Raw genomic sequence first — 15,415 nt, 5'->3', positions numbered from 1 at the left:
CCACCACGTCCTGAAACACATCACACCCTGGACCGTCGAACAGACCACCCCCGGCGTGCTCGTCTGGACCAGCCCCACCGGCCGCCCACACACCGACCGACCCGAACCCGCCATCCGCTTCGTCCCCGACGACCAGGCGCAACGCCGACGACAGATCATGCGCGAACCCTGGCTGTCCACCGACCACAACCCACCCGGTTCGCCAAGCGCACCACCCTTCTAGCCCAGCGATCGCCGCGGACCGCCGCGGACCGACCGCTGCAGATGTCCGCGGACTGCAAGCGCTTACACCCGACCTCGACATGTCCACCGTCGCGGGCATACGCTCACAGGTATGGACAGCACGTTGGCGTGCCTGGCGGCGTGGATGCCGAGGCAGCGGTGGTACGCCGCGAAGGGCCGCCCACCCAGCCTCCGCCTGGTGTCGTGGTGGGACATGGCGGTCGACTCCGATGACCTCGGTGAGTCCGACGGCGGCGTGCGCGTCCGGACGTTCCTGGTCGCCGACGAAGGCGCGCTTCCTGCCGTGCTCTACCAGATCCCCGTCGTCGAGCGGGCGACGGAGACGGTGAGAGCCGATCCCCTCCACACGATCGGCAGCCCGACCCCGGGCACGACGTTCATCGACGGACCCCACGACCCGGCGTACGCGCAGGCGCTGCTGCGTCTCATCGCCCGCGGCGGCACAGCCCGCGGCCCGCAGACGACCGCGATCGCACGCGCGGTGGCAGCCGACAGCGTCCCGGCCCTCGCCACAGCGCGGGTGGTCAGCGGAGAGCAGTCGAATACCTCTCTCATCTACGAGGGCGTCGGCACTCCGGTGATCTGCAAGGTCTATCGCCAGCTCCACGCGGGCCTCAATCCCGACATCGAGCTGCAGGAAGCACTGGCACGAGCCGGATCGACGCACGTGCCGCGGCCGATCGGCTCGATCGAGGGGACCTGGCCCGACCTGGCCACCGCGCACGGCAGCGTCCGCGGGTCGCTCGCGTTCGCCCAGGAGTACCTGCCGGGCGTCGAGGACGCGTGGCGCGTCGCCCTCCTGGCCGCCGCGCGGGGCGAGGATTTCCGTGTCCAGGCGGGCGCGCTCGGCGCCGCGACCGCTCACGTGCATGTCGCCCTGACCCGCTGCTTCCCCACCCGCAACCCGACTGCGGCCGACCGCGACGCTGCGGCTGCCACCTGGGAACGACGGTTCGCGATCGCGATCGCCGAGGTGCCGGAGGTCGCGGGACAGCGGGATGCCGCAGTCGCCGTGTATCGCCGCGCACTCGAGGTGCCCTGGCCGCCGCTGCAGCGGATCCACGGCGACTATCACCTCGGGCAGGTGCTCCACTCCCCCGAGCGCGGCTGGCTCCTCGTCGACTTCGAAGGCGAACCGCTCCGCCCGATGGCCGAGCGCAGGCAGCCGGACTTCGCCTTGCGCGACGTGGCGGGCATGCTCCGCTCGTTCGACTACGTGGCGGGGTCGCTGCGGCTGGACGACCCGGACCGCTCGGCCGATGCGGTACGGGCTTGGGCGCTCGACGCGCGTGCAGCTTTCGTCGAGGGATACGCAGAGACCTCCGGCAGCGGCCTGGACCCCCGGCATCCGCTGCTGGCGGCACTCGAGCTCGACAAGGCCGTCTACGAGGCGATCTACGAAGCCCGCAACCGCCCGACCTGGGTCGCCATCCCGCTGCGAGCGATCGCGCGGCTGGTCGAACGCCCGGCACCCGTCACCTGAGCGCGTCGCATCAGGAGCGCATGCCGAGGATCACACATCTGCGGCCGCCCCGTCGCTCACACCTCGTCGTCGAGCTCAGCCTCGTCGTCGGTCTCGTCGTCGTCCTCGACCGCCGAGCGCGCGTACCAGGTCTCCCAGTCGTCCATGAGCCCCTGCACCGCCGCATGGAACCGCGCCGATGCCGCACCGGGCGTCGTGTCGCCGAAGTAGCGCGTGACCCACTCCTCGAGACGCGCGACCGCCTCCGGATCGCCGAGCACCCGCTCCGTCTGGGCGACGATGTCGGGCGCGGCGGCGGCATCAAGCCACTCGCACGCGGAAAGGTAGCCGTGCATGTCGATCGCCGCCGCCGGATCCGCAGGACGGGTGATGAGGAGCGGCTTGTCGGCCGCCAGCCGGTCGTAGACCATGGCGGAGATGTCGACGATCGCCACGTCGGCGGCCGACAGCTGCCAGCCGAGTTCCGGTCCATCGTCGAAGAAGTGGTGAGCGCCCGGGTCCGCGGCATTCGCCGCGGCGAGTGCCGCGATGATGCGCCTGTTGGCGGCGCCGTATTCGTGGTCCACCACCCCGGATCGCGGGTGCGGACGATAGATCACGCGGTGCCGCCCGGTGGCGAGCAGCGCACGGACCAGCGCTTCGCCGTGCGTGGCGATGGACCCGTAGTGCGCTGAGGGCCGGTCGCCCTCCCAGGTGGGCGCGTACAGCACGACGATGCGCTCGTCCGGCGTGTACGGCAGCGTGCCGGAGTAGTGGTCGGCCTGGGGACGGCCGATCTCGATCGTGCGCCGATCGATGTCGTAATCCCACAGCACCCGCGAGAGCCGCTCGCGCGCGGCGTCGCCCGCGATCATCGCGTAGTCGTACGCCTTGTACTGGTTGGTGGTCATGTACATCTTGTCGGACTCGCCGTGGTTGATGAACACGTGCCACCGGCGCCCGTACCGGAACATCTGGAAGTTGCGCGTGTTCTGGTTCACGTACAGCACGACACGGATGTCCTGCTTGGCGATGAAGCGCTCCAGGTCGCGCACCGTCGGCACGAAGGCGACGGGCAGCGCAGCGTCGTCCAGCAGCGCCTCGGCACCGGTCGCCGCCCGGCTGAGCACGACGACGGGCCACGTCTTCGCGAGAGCGGCGAGAGGCTTGTACCACTGCCGCATCTGGTACATGTTGACCGCGCCGTCGGCGAAGTAGACGGCTACGCGGTAGTGGAACGGCGGATGCTGCGGCCGGGCCGCGAGCGCCCGCCGCACGTCGATGACGGCCGAGCGGTTGCGCACCGCCTTGCGGACGAGGGCGACCGCCTTCTTTCCATCTGAGACCAGACCCACGCCTCCAGCCTACCCAGCGGCACCCGTGACATGATCGACGCGTGCATGTCGAGCAACACGGGCGCAGGGACGCTCCGGTCCCTCCCCCCGACGCCGGCGTGAGTTTCGTGATGCCCGTGCTCAACGAGCGCGACTACCTCCGACACGCGGTCGAGACCGTGCTTGCGCAGGATGTCGCGGGCCCGACCGAACTGATCCTGGCGCTCGGCCCGTCCACCGACGGCACGACCGAGCTCGCCCGCGAGCTCGCCCACCGCGACGACCGCATCGTGCTGATCGACAACCCCGCCGCCGACATCCCGATCGGCCTCAATCTCGCGATCGGCGCCGGCCGGTACCCGACGGTCGTCCGTGTCGACGCGCACTCCGAACTCGATCCCAGCTACGCTCGCAGCGCTCTCGCGACCCTTGAGAGGGTGCGCGCGGCGAACGTGGGCGGAGTGATGCGCGCGGACGGACGCACACCCTTCCAGCGTGCCGTGGCGCGCGCCTACAACTCGCCCATCGGCCTCGGCGGCGGCGCCTATCACGGCGGCACGCAGGAGGGTGAGGCCGAATCGGCGTACCTGGGTGTGATGCGGCGCGCGGTGCTCGACGAGGTGGGCCTTTTCGACGAGACCATCCGCCGCGGCGAGGACTGGGAGCTCAATCTCCGCATCCGCCGCGCCGGCTTCCGCGTGTGGTTCGATCCGACGCTCGCGGTCACGTACTGGCCGCGCGAGAGCTGGACGCGCCTGGTGCGCCAGTTCTCGGCCACCGGGCGCTGGCGCGGGGAGCTCGTCCGCCGGTTCGGGCGGGGCAACTCGCTGCGCTTCTTCGCACCCCCGGCGCTCGTCCTGACGATCCTGCTCGCGCTCGTCGTCGGCGTGCTGCAGCTGACGGGCGTGCTGGAGGGATGGTGGGCGGTCGCGGCATCCGTCGTCTATCTGCCGGTGATCGCCTACGCCATCCTCATCGTCGGCGTCGCCGTCGGGCCCGGCGGCGGGCACGGCTGGCGCGACAAGCTGTGGACCACCGCGGTGCTGCCCAGCATGCACCTGGCGTGGGGCTGGGGGTTCGTCCTCGGCGTCGTCGGCGGCGCCCACGATACGGTCGACACCTCCCGACTGGGCAGCCGCAACACGCCGCTGCCGTGAGGTCGGTCGGACCGACATGCGTCAGACGTCGATGAAGCCCTGATCGAGAATCCGCGTCACGACCCTCTCGGCGGCGTGCCCGTCGTCGCGCGCGTTGAACTTGTCGCGCCAGCGCCGGTAGCGATCGGCGTAGGCGGCATCCCCGCCGGCATCCCCGCCGGCGGCGAGCGCCGCGACCAGTTCGTCCTGTGTTCGCACCATCGGTCCCGGGGCGTGGGCGGCGAGGTCGAAGTAGAACCCGCGCAGCTCGCCGCGGTAGTGCTCGATGTCGGGAACGAGGAAGTACATCGGCTTGCCGGTCACCGAGAAGTCGAACATCACCGACGAGTAGTCGGTGACGAGGGCATCGGCGACGAGCAGCAGCAGCGCGGTGTCGGGGAAGCCCGTCACGTCGATCACACGGGGCCCCTCGGCATCCCGCCCGGGCAGCAGCGTGCGCGAGTGCCCGCGCACCAGCACGACGGCATCGGCCGCGGCGGCGAGCGTCACCGGGTCGACGAAATCCACGATCTGGTCGCGGTCGTCGCGCCACGTCGGCGCGTACAGAATCACCCGCTCACCGGGACGGATGCCGAGTGCCCGGCGCGTCGCCGCACCGTCGCCGGTGGTGAGCACGTCGTTGCGCGGATAGCCCTCGACCCAGACCGGGCGGCTGAGGAACGCGTACGCCTTGCCGAGGATGCGGGCGGCATACGGGTTCTGCGCGAGCAGGATGTTCCAACGGCGCGACTCCCGCACCACGGCGGCCATGCGCCGGGGGTCGAAGCCGGGGCGATGCAGCGCGAGGCGCTTGAGCGGTGTGCCGTGCCAGGTCTGCAGCACCACCTGACCCTTGCGGCGTGCGAAGCGCCGGCGCAGCCAGTCGTTCACCACGAGCAGCCGGGCAGCTCCCCGCGCGCGCCACCACTCGGGGCTGCCCTCGACGACCGGGATCGCGCCGTCCGGCACCGACACCGACAGGTCCACCACACTCCAGTACCGCGTGACCTCGGGCGCACGCCGAGCGAGCTCGCGATCGATCGCGAGCGGGTTGCAGCTGGCATTGCGCCCGTAGAAGCTCTCGAAGAACACCGCGTTCTCGAACCCTGATGCCGGGCGTGTGGCATACCGGCGTTCGAGGGCGTCCTGTCCCTCGCCGGAGTCGTACGCGGGGTCCATGGGCGGACCGACGCGTAGCGTCCAGCCGTCGAGCGTCGCCCGCAGCGTGCCGAGCTGAGTGACGGGCAGCGCCTCGGGCGGGTGGATGCCGCCGGTCGCAGCACCGGCGATCTGCACCTCGTACGTCCCCGACGGCAGCGGCAGTTCGGGACCGCCCCAGCGCGCCGCGCGCAACGGCAGCGTCGCCTTCCAGGTCTTGCCACGGCCCGTCACACGGGCGGCGACGCGGGCCCGGGAGCCCACGATCTCGACGGTGTCGGGCCGCTCCCCCTCGCCCGCGAGCACGAGCGCAGGAACGCCGTCCGTCGTGAAGCTCGCCTCGGTCATCCGGTTCCTTCCTCGGCACGCACATCGTCGGCCGTTCCGGCCAGAATCGCACGGTACACCCTCTCGGCATTGCGTCCGTCGTGGAACGCATGCACGCGCGCGCTCAGCGCGGCGGCGCGATCGATCCGATGCGCCCGCTCGGCGGAGTCCCCCAGGACAGCGTCGAGCTGCGTGGTCGTCTGGGCCCAGTCGACCGCCCAATCGTCGCCCGCGACGTCGGAATAGCGGCCGTAGAACCCGCGGCTCCGCGCGTACTCCTCGACGTCGGGTGCGAGGAAGATCGTGGGAAGCGGCACCAGCGACGCGTCGAATGCGAGCGACGAGTAATCCGTCACCAGCGCGTCGAGACCCGGCAGCAGCGGCGTGACGTCGCTCACCCGCTCGCTGCCGAGCGGCTGCACGCGATCGGTCGGGAACGGGGGCCGGTAGTCGCCGGCACCGAGCGGATGCGAGCGCACCAGCAGCGTCGCGTCGTGGCGGTTCAGCACCTCGACGATCCGCGTCCACTCGTCGCCGGTCGGCACGGCGGGGTCGGGCGCGCCGTCGCGCCACGTCGGCGCGTACAGCACGAATCGCGCCTCAGGCGTCGCCCGCGGAACGGCGCGGCCGATGACCGACCGAGCCTCGGTCCGGCGGTCGGCGGCCGTGCCGCGAGAGAGCACGTCGACGCGTGGTTCGCCGGTCACCGGCACCCGGGCATCCGGCAGCGCGAAGGCGGACTCCAGGCGACCTCGCACGGTGTGCGACGCGGCCGGCACCACCCGGATGCGCCGCGCCGCGCCGCGGTACATCGCGCGCAGCAGACGTCCGACCGCGCCGGCAGCCGGCGTGCGTTCGATCAGGCCGGGTACCCGCAGCGTCTCGGGAGAATCGACGCCGATGCGCTTGAGGGGGATCCCGTGCCACAGCTGCACCACGAACGCCCCCGACACGGCGTACCGGTTCACGTCGCCGAAGCCGTGCGTGACCACGATCACCCGGGCGCGGGCGGTGCGCCAGAGGCCCCGCAGCGAACGCTTCGGAAGAGCACGGATGCCGCGGGCCGCGGCATCCGTCGCCTCCTGCTTCGAGCCGACGAGCCAGACCGCAGTGCGACCGTGCGCGGCCGCGACGTCCCAGAGGGCGAGGGCGCCGTCTCCGATGCCGACCGCACAGCCGAAGACCCATTCGTCCCGCGTGCGCGGCACGAGGATCGTGAAGATGCGTCCTGCGGCATACAGCGGCACCGTCGCGAGCTTTCGCGCGTTGCCCGCGCCGAAAGAGAAAGACGCCATCCCGCGAGCCTACCTGCGGGCCCGCATGGGGCACCGCTGACTCGCGAGATGGCGTCCTGTGGTGTGCAACCGGTCGTGCGGCTACTGGAGCGAGCCCAGCGTCACTTCCGCCGTCTGCGTCTTGCCGTCGCGGACGTAGGTGACCTCCGCCTGGCTGCCGGCCGCCGCACCGCGCACCTGCGCCGTGAGATCGGTCGAGTCGGTCACGGGGACGCCGTTGAAGGCGACGACGACATCGCCCGCCTGGAGGCCGGCGTTGGCCGCCGCGCCGCCGTCGGTGAGCGACTTGATGTAGGCGCCGGTGGTCGTCGAGCCCTCGACGGATGCTGCGGGCTGCACCGTGGCGCCGAGCAGGCCGTGGGTCGCCTCGCCGTTCTCGATGAGCTCATCGGTGATGCGCTCGACGATGTCGGAGGGGATCGAGAAGCCGACGCCGATCGAGCCCGAGCCGTCGGCGGACGAGCCACCCGCGCTCGCGATCGCGACGTTGATGCCGATGAGCTTGCCGTCGGAGTCGACGAGCGCGCCGCCGGAGTTGCCGGGGTTGATCGCCGCGTCGGTCTGGATGACCGCGATCGAGATGGTCTCGGTTGCGGAGGACTGCTGGTCGCCCTGACCGAAGTCGAAGCGGAACGGGCCTTCCTGTCCGTTCTCCTCCGGCTGCTGCTCGTTCTCGTCGCCACTGTCGGGCGCAGCCGACGATGCGATCTGGATGGAGCGGTTGAGGGCGCTGACGATGCCCTCGGTCACCGAGTTCGCCAGCCCCAGGGGTGCGCCGACCGCCACGGTCGTGTCGCCGACGTTGAGTTTGCTCGAGTCGGCGAACTCGATCGGGGTCAGGCCCTCGGCATCCTGCAGCTTGATGACCGCCAGGTCGTACGTCGGGTCGGTGCCGACGACCTCGGCGTCGTACACGCGGCCGTCGGAGGTGGTGACGCGGACCGTCGCGTCGCCCGTGGCACCGTCGAGGGTCACGACGTGCGTGTTGGTGACGACGTAGCCGTCCTCGGTGAGGACGACGCCCGAGCCGGTTCCCGCTCCCGACGAACTCGTCGCGGCGATGGTCACGACGCTCGGCAGCACCTTGGCGGCGATCCCGGTGGTCTCGTTGACCTCGTCGGTGTCGTTGACGGTGACCGTCGCCGGTCCGGCGACCGGAGAGGCGCTCACCGGCGCGAACCACGAGACACCCGCGTACGCGCCGCCGAGGCCTGCCGCACCGCCGACGATCGCGGCTGCAACCATCAGACCTACGATCTTGCCGGCGGCCGACGGCTTCTTGTCCTTCGTGGTGCGCGCCGCGGTCGAGGTCGGCATCGCGCCCGTGGCGCCGCCGATCGGAAGCGTGGGCTGCGTGTCCGCCGGGTTCACGCCGAAGGACGCACCCGGTGCGGGAGCGGCGGGCTGCTGCTGTCCGGCGTACGAATGGGGGTACGCGGCAGGCTGGCCCGCGTAGCCCTGGGGGCGCGCGTATGCCTGAGCACCGGCCGGGTACCCGGCGGGCGGCGTGGGAGGGGTCGGCGCGGCCGGCTGGGTCGGCGCGGCGGTCGCGGCGTCGGCAGCCGGCGTGGGCGGCACCGGCGGAGCAGCGGGAGCGGCGGACGGCGCGGGCGCGGCGGACGGCGCGGCCGCCTCCGGCTCGGCGGGCGTCTGCGCGGCGGCCTCCGCGGCCGGCTGAGTCGGGACGGCGGGGGTCTGGTCTTCCGGGCGATCGCCCTGGATGTCGCTCATGATTGCTCCTTCTGCCAAGCACTCACCACTGTGCCCACCGATGCTGTGCGTTTCTTATGTCGCGAATGGGACTCGCCTATGCAAGAGGGATGAGCCCGCCCGGTACGGTGAAGCGATGCGACAGATCTCCGGAGCCTGGCACCGCACAGCCGCAGGTGCTGGACTCGTCGGCGACGACGGGTCGATCCACCCCACCATCTTCGCGGAGATGTCGGCGCTAGCGGCGCAAACCGGTGCGATCAATCTCGGGCAGGGCTTCCCCGACGAGGATGGACCTTCATCAGTGCTCGAGGTGGCACGCGAGGCCATCGCGAACGGTGTCAACCAATACCCGCCGGGCCGCGGCATCCCGGATCTGCTCTCCGCCATCGCGGAGCACCAGGAGCGGTTCTACGGCCTCCGGCTGGATCCCACCCGGAATGTGCTGGTGACCGCCGGTGCCACCGAGGCGCTCGCCGCGGCACTGCTGGCACTGCTCGACGACCCCGACGACGAGGTCGTCGTCTTCGAGCCGTACTACGACTCGTACGCCGCGATCGCGGCGCTGGCGGGTGCACGGCTGGTGACGGTGCCGCTGCGGTGGCCGGACTTCCAGCCCGACCTCGATGAGCTGCGCGCCGCTGTCGGCGATCGCACCCGCATCATCCTGGTGAACGACCCGCACAATCCCACCGGTGCCGTGTTCGGCGCCGACGTGCGCGACGAGATCGTGCGTCTCGCCGAGCGCCATGACGCCGTCATCGTCACGGACGAGGTGTACGAGCATCTCGTCTTCGATGAGCCCCATGTGCCCCTCGCGACGCTGCCGGGAGCGTGGGAGCGCACGCTGACGATCTCGTCCGGCGGCAAGACCTTCTCGACCACCGGCTGGAAGATCGGCTGGATCTCAGGCCCCGCGCCGCTCGTGGACGCGGTGCTCGCCGTCAAGCAGTTCCTCACCTACGTGAACGGCAGCCCGTTCCAGCCCGCGATCGCGACCGGACTCCGCCTCGGCGATGACTTCTTCCGCGGCATCGCCGAGACCCTGCGAACCAAGCGCGACCTCCTCGGCGCGGGTCTTCGCGCGGCGGGCTTCGACGTGTCGGAACCGGCCGGTTCCTATTTCACGGTGGCCGACGCCGGCCCGCTGGGAGCAACGGATGCCGGGGCCTTCTGCCGCGCGCTCCCCGCGCGCGGCGGGGTCGTCGCCATTCCGCTGACCGCCTTCGCCACTCCGGCGCGGCGCGCCGAGTACGCGACGCTGGTGCGGTTCGCGGCGTGCAAGCGCGTCGACGTGCTGGAGGAGGCGGCATCCCGTCTCGCCCGGCTCGTCTGAACTCCGGGGTTCGTCGGACTCCGCGCTCAGCGCGGCCGGATGCCGAAGCGGCGGAGGGCCAACGAGGGGTTGACCCGCCGCACCCGCTCGATCGCCCCGACGTCGAGGTGCGCCACCGCCACATCGGTCGCGGTGCCGACCGCGGCGAGCTCGACCCCGAGCGGATCGACGATGAGGGAGTTGCCCACGCCCAAGGGCGGCGGATGATCCGCGGCGGCGACGAACACCGTGTTCTCGATCGCCCGCGCGTGCAGCAGCGTGCGCCAGTGATGCTCCTTGAGCGGCCCGCGCACCCACTCGGCCGGCACGAGGAACACGTCGGCGCCCGCGTCGACGAGGAGCCGCCCGACCTCGGGAAACCGCAGGTCGTAACAGGTCATGAGCCCGAACCGGAGTCCGGCGAGCTCGAAGGTCTGCGGTGGGGCGGACTCCCCCGGCTCGACCCAGTCCGACTCGCGCTGCCCGAACGCGTCGTACAGGTGCAGCTTGCGGTAGTGCGCGATCAGTCCGGTCCCGTCGACCGCCACCGCGGTGTTGCGGACGCGTTGCTCGTCGCTCCCCCGCTCCAGCAGACCAGCGACGATCACCGCTTCGTGCGCGTGGGCCATCTCGGTGAGGGCCTGCACGAACGGGCCGTCCAGCGGCTGCGCGTGGGCTGCGAGCGACTCGTCGAACGGGTCGACGAAGTAGCTGGAATACTCCGGGAAGACGATCACGCGGGCACCGCGAGCGGATGCCGTCGCCACGAGCTGAGCGACGGCCTCGAGATTCGCCGCGGCGTCGGCCGTCGGGGCGAACTGCGCGACCGCGATCGGCAGGGTGTCGGTCATCGTGGATCTCCGTTCGCCCGGATGCGGAGGCGCATGATGGCGGGCACCACCAGCCAGAGCACGAGGATCAGCAGCGCCAGCGGGATCAGCGCCCACCAGGCGGCCGCGCCACCCAAGACGACGTCGAACACGAACGCCACAACGCCGACGACGAGCACCGACACCGTCAGCAGCGCGGTGATCAGCGCGGCGTGGCCGTAGCGGACGACAGCCGGCTTCGCGCGCTGTTGGAAGAGCACGCGATGCAGCGCCACCGGCGCGAGAGCCACGATCGAGCTGATCGCCGAGAGGACAACGAGCCCGAGGTAGACCGCGCGCTGGGTGTCGGAGAGGTCGGCGAACGCCGGCTGGAAGGCGAGGGCGAGCAGGAAGCCCGTGAGGATCTGGGTGCCCGTCTGGAGCACGCGCAGTTCCTGCAGCACCTCGCTCCAGTTGCGGTCGGCCCGCTCGTCGGGCGTCTCGTCACGGCCATCGGCGCGGGCATCCTGAGGGAGGGCATCGCGGTCGCCGGACATGCGCCCAATCCTGTCGCGCGAGACGTGAGCACGGCAACCCGTCCACCCCGTGTTCATGAGCACTCCAAAGCCGTGTTAGGCTATTCCTTGTGCCGCGGGGTGGAGCAGCTCGGTAGCTCGCTGGGCTCATAACCCAGAGGTCGCAGGTTCAAATCCTGTCCCCGCAACAGAAGATGAAGAAGAGGGCGTCCCGCCAGGGATGCCCTCTTCTTCGTTATCCGGGGTCCCGCGCCAGCGACCGGGTGTCAGTCCGGCGGGTCCATCGCACCGCTGAGGTCGTCGAGGAAACGCTCGATGACCAGGAGTTCGGATTCGTCGTAGCGCATGGCGATCGTGCGCATGGCTCGCAGGCGCTCGCCGAAGACGCGGAAGAACGCCTGCCGGGCCGCCTCCGTCAGCACGACGACGCGACCGCGGCGATCGGTCGGGTGCGGACGGCGCTCGACGTGTCCGGAATCGACCAGCCGATCCAGGAGCTTCGTGGTCGACGCGGTGGAGATCCGCAGGTGCCGTGCGATGTCGCGCGGGCTCACCGACTGCTCCTGCCGCTCCCGGATGACCAGCAGCCGCAACGCCGCCACATCGGTGGCGTTCATGTCCATGTCGTCCTTCATGCCACTGTGCATGCGCTCCATGGCGTCGCTGACGGCGCGGATCGACGTGAGCACACGCATCACCGCGTGCTCATGATTCGTCTGCGGTTGCCAGCGCTCGGACTTCATGGACGTTCCCTCCGACCCGTTGTAGCATCGCATAGGAGGAATTGCTAGTTTGGCTAGCAATTACGAGAGGAGTGATCGGATGCCCGACACCGACCACGTGGTGCTGCTGGACGACGACGGCAACCCCATCGGCACGGCGCCGAAGTCCAGCGTGCACGGTCCTGACACCGCCCTGCATCTGGCGTTCTCCTGCCACGTCCTCAACAGCGAAGGACAGGTGCTCCTCACCCGCAGGGCGCTGAGCAAGCGCACCTGGCCGGGCGTCTGGACCAACTCCTTCTGCGGCCACCCGCGCCCCGCGGAACCGGTGCTCTCCGCCGTGCGCCGGCACGCCGACTTCGAGCTGGGCCTCACGCTGAGCGACATCCGCGTCGCACTCCCCCTGTTCCGCTACCGCGCCACCGATGCGAACGGCATCGTCGAGCACGAGGTATGCCCCGTGTACATCGCGTACACCGACGACGAGCCGGTGCTGAACCCGCTCGAGGTGGTCGACTCACGCTGGGTCGAGCCCGAAGCGATCGCGACCTCGCTCGAGGCGACGCCGTGGGCGTTCAGCCCGTGGCTGGTGCTGCAGGCCGAGCAGCTTCACCTGTTCGACACACCCGCCCGTCAGCGCCGCGCATCATGATCCCGGGAGCGACCGATCCGCGTCTGCAGATCGCGATCGACGGGGCGCTGGCGCGGATCCGGGACCGCGCCGCGGAGCTGGGTCCCGCGTTCGGAGCCCTGGCCGATGCGATCACGCGGGCCGCGCACGGCGGCAAGCGGCTGCGCCCCGCACTGGTCACGGCATCCTTCGACGCATTCCGCACCGACGATGCGAACGCCTCTGCCGCCCTGTCGGTCGCGGCCGCGTTCGAACTGCTGCACACTGCATTCGTCGTGCACGACGACGTGATCGACCACGACACGATGCGCCGCGGCGTGCCGAACATCGGCGGCGAGTTCCGGCTGCGCGCGCAGGACGGCGGCGCCGACGCCGACGGCGCTGCACTGCTGGGCGACGCCGCCGCCATCCTCGCGGGCGACATCCTGCTCCACGAGGCGTTCCGGCTCGTGGCCATGGCACACACCGACGATGCGACCCGCGACCGCCTTCTCACACTCCTCGACGACGCCATCGTGGTCTCCGCGGCCGGCGAGCTCGCCGATGTCGAGAACAGCGTCGCGATGCGGCATCCCTCGCGTGGGGCGACCCTCGATACCGCCTTCAACAAGACCGCGGTGTACTCGTTCCGCGCTCCCCTGCAGGCAGGGGCGGTTCTCGGAGGTGCGGACGCCGAAGCGCTGCGCGTGCTCGGAGAGGCCGCAGGAGGCCTCGGACTCGCCTTCCAGCTCGTCGACGACCTCATCGGAGCGTTCGGCACGACGCAGCAGACGGGAAGGGACACCGGCCCCGACCTCCGAGAGAACAAGCGGACGCCGCTGGTCGCGCTCGCTCGCGAATCCGCCTCCGCCGGCCGCGTCGACGAAGCGCTGGCGCTGGCCCGCACCGGTCCTGTGGCGGTCCGCGAGGCGCAGTCCGTGCTCGAATCGAGCGGTGCGCGCGAGCGTATGGTCGCACTCGTGACCGAGACTCTCGCGTCCGTGCGCGCGGCGTCCGACGATCCAGCCCTGCCGGATCGCGCAGGCGTCCTGCTGCGCGCCCTCGCCGACGGCATAGAAGCGAGGATTCCGTGAGCGACGCACACCGGCGCACCTCGACCGGACTCGCGCTGTACGACCGGGCGGCCGCGGATGCCGCCGCCACGGTGATCGCGCGCTACTCGACCTCGTTCGGGCTGGCGTGCCGCCTGCTCGGGCCGCGTCCACGTCCCCACGTCCGCAACATCTACGCGCTCGCGCGCATCGCCGACGAGATCGTCGATGGGCCGGCTGCCGAGGCCGGGCTCACCCCAGAGGCCATGAACGAGGTGCTGGATCAGCTCGAGCAGGAGGTCCTCGATGCCACGAACCGCGGGTTCAGCGCGAACCTCGTCGTGCACGCGTTCGCCGGCACGGCCCGCGAGTGCGGGATCGGTCCCGAGCTCGTCGCTCCGTTCTTCGCCTCGATGCGGACCGACCTCCACACGCACCGACACGATGCCGCGTCGCACGACACCTACGTCTACGGCTCTGCCGAGGTCATCGGCCTCATGTGCCTGCAGGTGTTCGTGAACGCCGGGGCGCCGCATCCGATCACTCCCTCTCCCGAGCTGACCGACGGAGCGCGACGTCTCGGCGCGGCGTTCCAGGACGTCAACTTCCTGCGGGATCGGAATCACGACGATGCAGTGCTCGGGCGGGACTACCTCGGACTGGGGGGGAACGAGGTCGGGCGCTCGGCGATCCTCGATCGCATAGACGCCGACCTCGCCGCGGCCGCCCGCACCATCCCGGCCCTTCCGGCCGACTGCCGTCGCGCCGTGACTGCGGCGCACGACCTGTTCGCCGAGCTCGCCGTCCGCCTGCGCGCCTGCGCCGACGAAGACGCCAGAGTGCGTGTGCCCGACGCCGTCAAAGCGCGTCTCGCGGCACGGGCCCTGCTGGGATTCGCACCACGGGAGGCCCGCGCATGACCGCGACCGAAGGATCCCGGTGCGCCGTCGTCATCGGCGGCGGCATCGCCGGGCTGGCCGCGGCGGCGCTGCTGGCCACCGAGGGCTGGGACGTCACGCTGTTCGAGGCACGCGACGAGCTGGGCGGCCGAGCGGGATCGTGGGAGCACGACAGCTTCCGCTTCGACACCGGCCCCAGCTGGTATCTCATGCCCGAGGTGTTCGACCACTACTTCCGTCTCCTCGGCACGACCGCCGAGCGCGAGCTCGACCTGGTTCCGCTGGATCCGGCGTACCGCGTGTACTCCGATCCGTCCACCGGTCTCGAGCCGCTCGACATCCGGTCCGGACGCGCCGAGGCGACCGCCCTGTTCGAGAGCGTCGAGCGGGGCGCGGGCGCAAAGCTGGACGCGTACCTCGACTCCGCCGCCGACGCGTACGAGCTCGCCGTCAATCGCTTCCTCTACGACACGTACGAGACGACGGCCGGGCTGCGAGACCCCGCCCTACTACGACGGATGCCGCGCCTCGCGCCGCTTCTCACGCGCAGCCTCGCCCGCCACGTCGAGAGCCGCTTCCAGGATCCGCGGCTGCGCCAGATCCTCGAGTATCCGGCGGTGTTCCTGGGCGGCTCGCCGTACGGCGTGCCGAGCCTGTACCACCTGATGAGCCACCTCGACCTCGACGACCGCGTGCTGTATCCGCGTGGCGGATTCACCGAGCTCATCGGCGCGATCGCACGTCTTGCGGAGGCATCCGGAGTCGTCATCGAGACGGGAGCGCGCGTCACGTCGATCACGACGGATG

At 71.0% G+C, this 15,415-nt stretch carries 14 protein-coding genes, 1 tRNA gene and 1 pseudogene; 9 read left to right on the top strand and 7 right to left on the bottom strand.

Translation table 11 applies throughout. The annotated features are described in order from the left end of the window. Together B2K11_RS20535 and B2K11_RS19410 are read left to right on the top strand one after the other, a co-directional pair. Nucleotides 1–223: pseudogene (locus B2K11_RS20535) on the top strand (hypothetical protein); the annotation flags it as partial. Between the two features lie 111 nt (nucleotides 224–334). After that, entirely contained in the window at nucleotides 335–1,726 is a 1,392-nt protein-coding gene (locus B2K11_RS19410) for a phosphotransferase (protein WP_163620740.1), read from the top strand. A gap of 56 nt (nucleotides 1,727–1,782) precedes the next feature. Here B2K11_RS19410 and B2K11_RS19405 read toward each other — a convergent pair whose 3' ends face one another. Then, entirely contained in the window at nucleotides 1,783–3,060 is a 1,278-nt protein-coding gene (locus B2K11_RS19405) for a CDP-glycerol glycerophosphotransferase family protein (RefSeq protein WP_163620739.1), read from the bottom strand. A 110-nt stretch (nucleotides 3,061–3,170) separates the two neighbouring features. Here B2K11_RS19405 and B2K11_RS19400 point away from each other — a divergent pair, with 110 nt between their 5' ends. Next, the gene (locus B2K11_RS19400) at nucleotides 3,171–4,196 is read left to right on the top strand and encodes a glycosyltransferase (protein WP_163620738.1); all 1,026 of its coding nucleotides are present in this window, start codon (nucleotides 3,171–3,173) and stop codon (nucleotides 4,194–4,196) included. 21 nt (nucleotides 4,197–4,217) lie between these two features. Here B2K11_RS19400 and B2K11_RS19395 read toward each other — a convergent pair whose 3' ends face one another. From B2K11_RS19395 to B2K11_RS19385, 3 genes are all read right to left on the bottom strand, one after another. Then, nucleotides 4,218–5,681 (bottom strand): CDP-glycerol glycerophosphotransferase family protein, encoded by a 1,464-nt coding sequence (locus tag B2K11_RS19395; RefSeq protein ID WP_163620737.1) that lies wholly within the window; start codon nucleotides 5,679–5,681, stop codon nucleotides 4,218–4,220. Further along, nucleotides 5,678–6,955: a CDP-glycerol glycerophosphotransferase family protein gene (locus tag B2K11_RS19390; protein WP_163620736.1), complete on the bottom strand. Its 1,278-nt coding sequence runs from the start codon at nucleotides 6,953–6,955 to the stop codon at nucleotides 5,678–5,680. The genes B2K11_RS19395 and B2K11_RS19390 overlap by 4 nt, the downstream gene beginning before the upstream one ends. Before the next feature lie 81 nt (nucleotides 6,956–7,036). After that, nucleotides 7,037–8,686: a trypsin-like peptidase domain-containing protein gene (locus B2K11_RS19385; RefSeq protein ID WP_163620735.1), complete on the bottom strand. Its 1,650-nt coding sequence runs from the start codon at nucleotides 8,684–8,686 to the stop codon at nucleotides 7,037–7,039. A 115-nt stretch (nucleotides 8,687–8,801) separates the two neighbouring features. On the opposite strand from B2K11_RS19385, the gene B2K11_RS19380 reads away from it, so the two are divergent. Then, nucleotides 8,802–10,001: an aminotransferase class I/II-fold pyridoxal phosphate-dependent enzyme gene (locus tag B2K11_RS19380; RefSeq protein WP_163620734.1), complete on the top strand. Its 1,200-nt coding sequence runs from the start codon at nucleotides 8,802–8,804 to the stop codon at nucleotides 9,999–10,001. 26 nt (nucleotides 10,002–10,027) lie between these two features. On the opposite strand, the gene B2K11_RS19375 is transcribed toward B2K11_RS19380, so the two are convergent. Both B2K11_RS19375 and B2K11_RS19370 read right to left on the bottom strand, forming a co-directional pair. Beyond that, a complete protein-coding gene (locus B2K11_RS19375; RefSeq protein ID WP_163620733.1) occupies nucleotides 10,028–10,831 on the bottom strand; it encodes a carbon-nitrogen hydrolase family protein in 804 nt (267 codons plus the stop codon). Continuing rightward, entirely contained in the window at nucleotides 10,828–11,346 is a 519-nt protein-coding gene (locus B2K11_RS19370) for a DUF6328 family protein (protein WP_163620732.1), read from the bottom strand. The genes B2K11_RS19375 and B2K11_RS19370 overlap by 4 nt, the downstream gene beginning before the upstream one ends. A gap of 93 nt (nucleotides 11,347–11,439) precedes the next feature. Here B2K11_RS19370 and B2K11_RS19365 point away from each other — a divergent pair. Continuing rightward, nucleotides 11,440–11,513: transfer RNA gene (locus tag B2K11_RS19365), tRNA-Met, on the top strand. A gap of 78 nt (nucleotides 11,514–11,591) precedes the next feature. Here B2K11_RS19365 and B2K11_RS19360 read toward each other — a convergent pair. Beyond that, nucleotides 11,592–12,068 carry a MarR family transcriptional regulator gene (locus B2K11_RS19360; RefSeq protein ID WP_163620731.1) on the bottom strand — a complete coding sequence of 159 codons (477 nt, stop codon included), beginning with the start codon at nucleotides 12,066–12,068 and terminating at the stop codon, nucleotides 11,592–11,594. 79 nt (nucleotides 12,069–12,147) lie between these two features. Between B2K11_RS19360 and idi the strand changes: the two genes are divergently transcribed. From idi to crtI, 4 genes are all read left to right on the top strand, one after another. Beyond that, nucleotides 12,148–12,699 carry an isopentenyl-diphosphate Delta-isomerase gene (idi, locus tag B2K11_RS19355; protein ID WP_163620730.1) on the top strand — a complete coding sequence of 184 codons (552 nt, stop codon included), beginning with the start codon at nucleotides 12,148–12,150 and terminating at the stop codon, nucleotides 12,697–12,699. Further along, nucleotides 12,696–13,751 (top strand): polyprenyl synthetase family protein, encoded by a 1,056-nt coding sequence (locus B2K11_RS19350; protein ID WP_163620729.1) that lies wholly within the window; start codon nucleotides 12,696–12,698, stop codon nucleotides 13,749–13,751. The genes idi and B2K11_RS19350 overlap by 4 nt, the downstream gene beginning before the upstream one ends. Beyond that, complete coding sequence (locus B2K11_RS19345; protein WP_163620728.1) at nucleotides 13,748–14,629, top strand: squalene/phytoene synthase family protein; 882 nt, start codon at nucleotides 13,748–13,750, stop codon at nucleotides 14,627–14,629. The genes B2K11_RS19350 and B2K11_RS19345 overlap by 4 nt, the downstream gene beginning before the upstream one ends. Next, nucleotides 14,626–15,415 (top strand): phytoene desaturase family protein (gene crtI / locus B2K11_RS19340; protein WP_163620727.1); only part of this gene is annotated, 790 nt, incomplete at its 3' end. The genes B2K11_RS19345 and crtI, both read left to right, overlap by 4 nt.

Source organism: Microbacterium sp. B35-30 (genome assembly GCF_010634855.1).
Lineage (GTDB): Bacteria > Actinomycetota > Actinomycetes > Actinomycetales > Microbacteriaceae > Microbacterium.
This window is presented reverse-complemented; position numbering and strand designations above follow the sequence as displayed.

Excerpts from the sequence above, each read along its gene's own strand:
- B2K11_RS19390 (WP_163620736.1), bottom strand. The coding sequence starts at position 6,955 with ATGGCGTCTTTCTCTTTCGGCGCGGGCAACGCGCGAAAGCTCGCGACG.
- B2K11_RS19350 (WP_163620729.1), top strand. The coding sequence starts at position 12,696 with ATGATCCCGGGAGCGACCGATCCGCGTCTGCAGATCGCGATCGACGGG.
- B2K11_RS19385 (WP_163620735.1), bottom strand. The coding sequence starts at position 8,686 with ATGAGCGACATCCAGGGCGATCGCCCGGAAGACCAGACCCCCGCCGTC.
- B2K11_RS19410 (WP_163620740.1), top strand. The coding sequence starts at position 335 with ATGGACAGCACGTTGGCGTGCCTGGCGGCGTGGATGCCGAGGCAGCGG.
- B2K11_RS19360 (WP_163620731.1), bottom strand. The coding sequence starts at position 12,068 with ATGAAGTCCGAGCGCTGGCAACCGCAGACGAATCATGAGCACGCGGTG.
- B2K11_RS19400 (WP_163620738.1), top strand. The coding sequence starts at position 3,171 with ATGCCCGTGCTCAACGAGCGCGACTACCTCCGACACGCGGTCGAGACC.
- B2K11_RS19370 (WP_163620732.1), bottom strand. The coding sequence starts at position 11,346 with ATGTCCGGCGACCGCGATGCCCTCCCTCAGGATGCCCGCGCCGATGGC.
- B2K11_RS19375 (WP_163620733.1), bottom strand. The coding sequence starts at position 10,831 with ATGACCGACACCCTGCCGATCGCGGTCGCGCAGTTCGCCCCGACGGCC.
- B2K11_RS19395 (WP_163620737.1), bottom strand. The coding sequence starts at position 5,681 with ATGACCGAGGCGAGCTTCACGACGGACGGCGTTCCTGCGCTCGTGCTC.
- B2K11_RS19380 (WP_163620734.1), top strand. The coding sequence starts at position 8,802 with ATGCGACAGATCTCCGGAGCCTGGCACCGCACAGCCGCAGGTGCTGGA.
- idi (WP_163620730.1), top strand. The coding sequence starts at position 12,148 with ATGCCCGACACCGACCACGTGGTGCTGCTGGACGACGACGGCAACCCC.